The following is a 2,329-nucleotide window of genomic DNA, read 5'->3' on the forward strand; positions in this document are numbered from 1 at the left end:
TCCAAGGACCGCCGCCCCGACCTCAAACAGGTCCAGACCGGGCCCGCGGTCACCGGCGACGGCGGGATCCCGCTGGTCCACCGCGCCTACGACGGCGGTGCCGGTGAGGTCTGTCAGGTCACCGGCGCGATACGCGCCCTGACCACGATCGCCGGCGAACGGCGGTTCCTGCTGGTCGGAGACAGCAAACTCGTCTCCTACCCCAACCTGACCGCGTTGACGTCCACACCCGGGGTCACGTTCGGTGCGGGGCAGATGATGGGTGTTGAGCGCGGGATCGAAGACCCAGTCGAACCGGACGTGCGGCCACAAGGCCCCCACCGGATCCGCCACTGTCACCGGAGCGTTCACCGGCTGGCCTTCGGGGGCGTAGTTGGCCAGCACCACCACGACCTGACGGCCATCGAGCTGTGTGTAACGGGTTGACCTGGCCGAGGCTGCGATAGGTGTACAACAACCGGACATCGTGGCCGTAGCGCCGCTGGCGGGCCATCCGCCGGAACTCGTCAAGGTCGATGCCCTCGTTCTCCCAGGGCCGGCCGAGCCGCTCGGCATGATCGAAGTACGTGTCGATCTTGACCGGGATCGGTGTAGGCAACGACGTCACCACCAACCCGTCCCGGGTCCGGTAGAGGATGAGGTGGTCGTTGGACAGATACCGGTAGCCGCCGTTCAGCGTGGCGCCCAGCGCCAGGGTGGTCTTCCCACTGCCCTTGTGCCCGACCACGATGACGACTCGCTGATCGTCGGCCACGGCCGAGGCGTGCAGCATTGTGTACCGGCGCGCCTCGCAGTAGTCCAACAGCACTTCCCGGATTGCTTTCCGGACCGTGATCGCAAGATCGCGCGGGTTGGCCGAACAGATCACCGCCCGTCGGCTGTCCCGGTCGGCGCGGAAGCCGACCCGCCACGGCGTCAACGCCATCCCTGGTTCCGGTTCGGTCAGCCGCGCATGGATCCGTCCACCCCGCGGCGCCGTCGCGGTCGGTGATCCCGTCGAGCGGGTAGAAGTCCCGCAGGTAGCCGACCAAACTGTCGTGGTCGGTAACCACCGCGACCCGCACAGGGCCGAGGCCGGTGACATACCGGTGCTCCCAGCTCACGCGCTCACCTTCATCTCGGGCGAGGCGAGCACGGCGATGCCGCCGGCCAAGCTAAAGCGGGAGGACCAACTCAGCAGCATGGAACCTCTCCTCGTATCGATGGCTACCGCCCGGACGAATGTCGGCGCATGCTCGGAAGGGCCCGAAGGCCCGTAGCGGCTGCGGGCGGTGGTGCTACAGGTCGTCGAACTCGCCCGCCTTCACGGCATCACGGAACCGATCCCATGCACCCGGTGTGAATCCGATCGGACGGCCGAGCGACGAGCGGATAAGCACCTGTTGCGGGCCACGAGCGACCTCCACCGCATCCACCGCTGTCGGATGGGGGACGGACGGCTGACGCCACATCGACACGGCATCCGGGGCGGGTCGCTGGGGCCGCACGGCGGGTCCTCCCGTAGCGCGGTGATCAGGGCCACCCCGCCCACGGTGCGGCCTGCGACCGCGAGCGGGGTGCTGGACGGGCCGTCTGTGGACGGGGCCGGCCCCGTTTCGGATCCCGGGAAGCTGCGCCGGGACGGACGGGCCGGGGCAGCCTCTGTCTCAGGGCCTGGGCGGCACCCGACTGCCGAGGTCAACCGGCGCGACGCGGTGATCAGGAAGACCTCTGCTGCGGGCGTACAGATCGGCATCGGCAGGGCTGCGGAACTCCGGCTCACCGACGATGATCCGGACAACTCGGCCGTTCACGTCCAGCTCGACCACACCCCAGTCCGGATGTGGCGTCCGGATCGGGAGCGGTGGGGAGTGAGCGCCGTCAACGGCCGCTCCGACCGGCTCCCTCCCCACCCCGGCCACCATGCCCTGTCCGACTTCGGAACGCAGCACGGCGCTGGACGACGACGGGTCAGGGCTGGGCTGGTGGCCCTCGGCGGGCGTCCGGCCGGCGGCCCCGGGTTCGTTCGTGGGTCTGGTCACGTGGGCCCATGGCGAATAGATGCTTTCGTCATCTCCATGCATCTCTGAACAAGCGTCTCGATAAATGGGCGCGAGGTGAAGTTTCCCGGACCGCTTCTGCGGGTGGAGGCAGGGCGGAATCAAGCGGTCATGGCGACACATGCTTTGCCAGCAGATCGTTGAGGACTTCGACGGGTGTCGCCCAGTCCAACGTCTTGCGTGGCCTTCGGTTCAGCTGTGCGGCTACCTTATCGAGTTCGTCCTGGGTATGCAAGGACAGTTCGGTTCCCTTCGTGAAATACTGGCGGAGAAGCCCTTTGGTGTTCTCG

At 67.8% G+C, this 2,329-nt stretch carries 2 protein-coding genes and 2 pseudogenes; 1 reads left to right on the forward strand and 3 read right to left on the reverse strand.

All coding sequences use genetic code 11. The annotated features are described in order from the left end of the window. Nucleotides 1-426: pseudogene (locus tag AC08ON_RS07205) on the forward strand (hypothetical protein); the annotation flags it as partial. Between the two features lie 851 nt (nt 427-1,277). On the opposite strand, the gene AC08ON_RS07210 reads toward AC08ON_RS07205, so the two are convergent. The 3 genes and pseudogenes from AC08ON_RS07210 to AC08ON_RS07220 all read right to left on the reverse strand — a co-directional run. After that, complete coding sequence (locus AC08ON_RS07210; RefSeq protein WP_476611811.1) at nt 1,278-1,451, reverse strand: DUF397 domain-containing protein; 174 nt, start codon at nt 1,449-1,451, stop codon at nt 1,278-1,280. Between the two features lie 195 nt (nt 1,452-1,646). Further along, nucleotides 1,647-2,021 (reverse strand): hypothetical protein, encoded by a 375-nt coding sequence (locus tag AC08ON_RS07215; protein WP_476616669.1) that lies wholly within the window; start codon nt 2,019-2,021, stop codon nt 1,647-1,649. A 127-nt stretch (nt 2,022-2,148) separates the two neighbouring features. Beyond that, nucleotides 2,149-2,329, reverse strand: a pseudogene (locus AC08ON_RS07220) (IS30 family transposase); the annotation flags it as partial.

This window comes from Frankia sp. CoWAU3, from assembly GCF_977971855.1.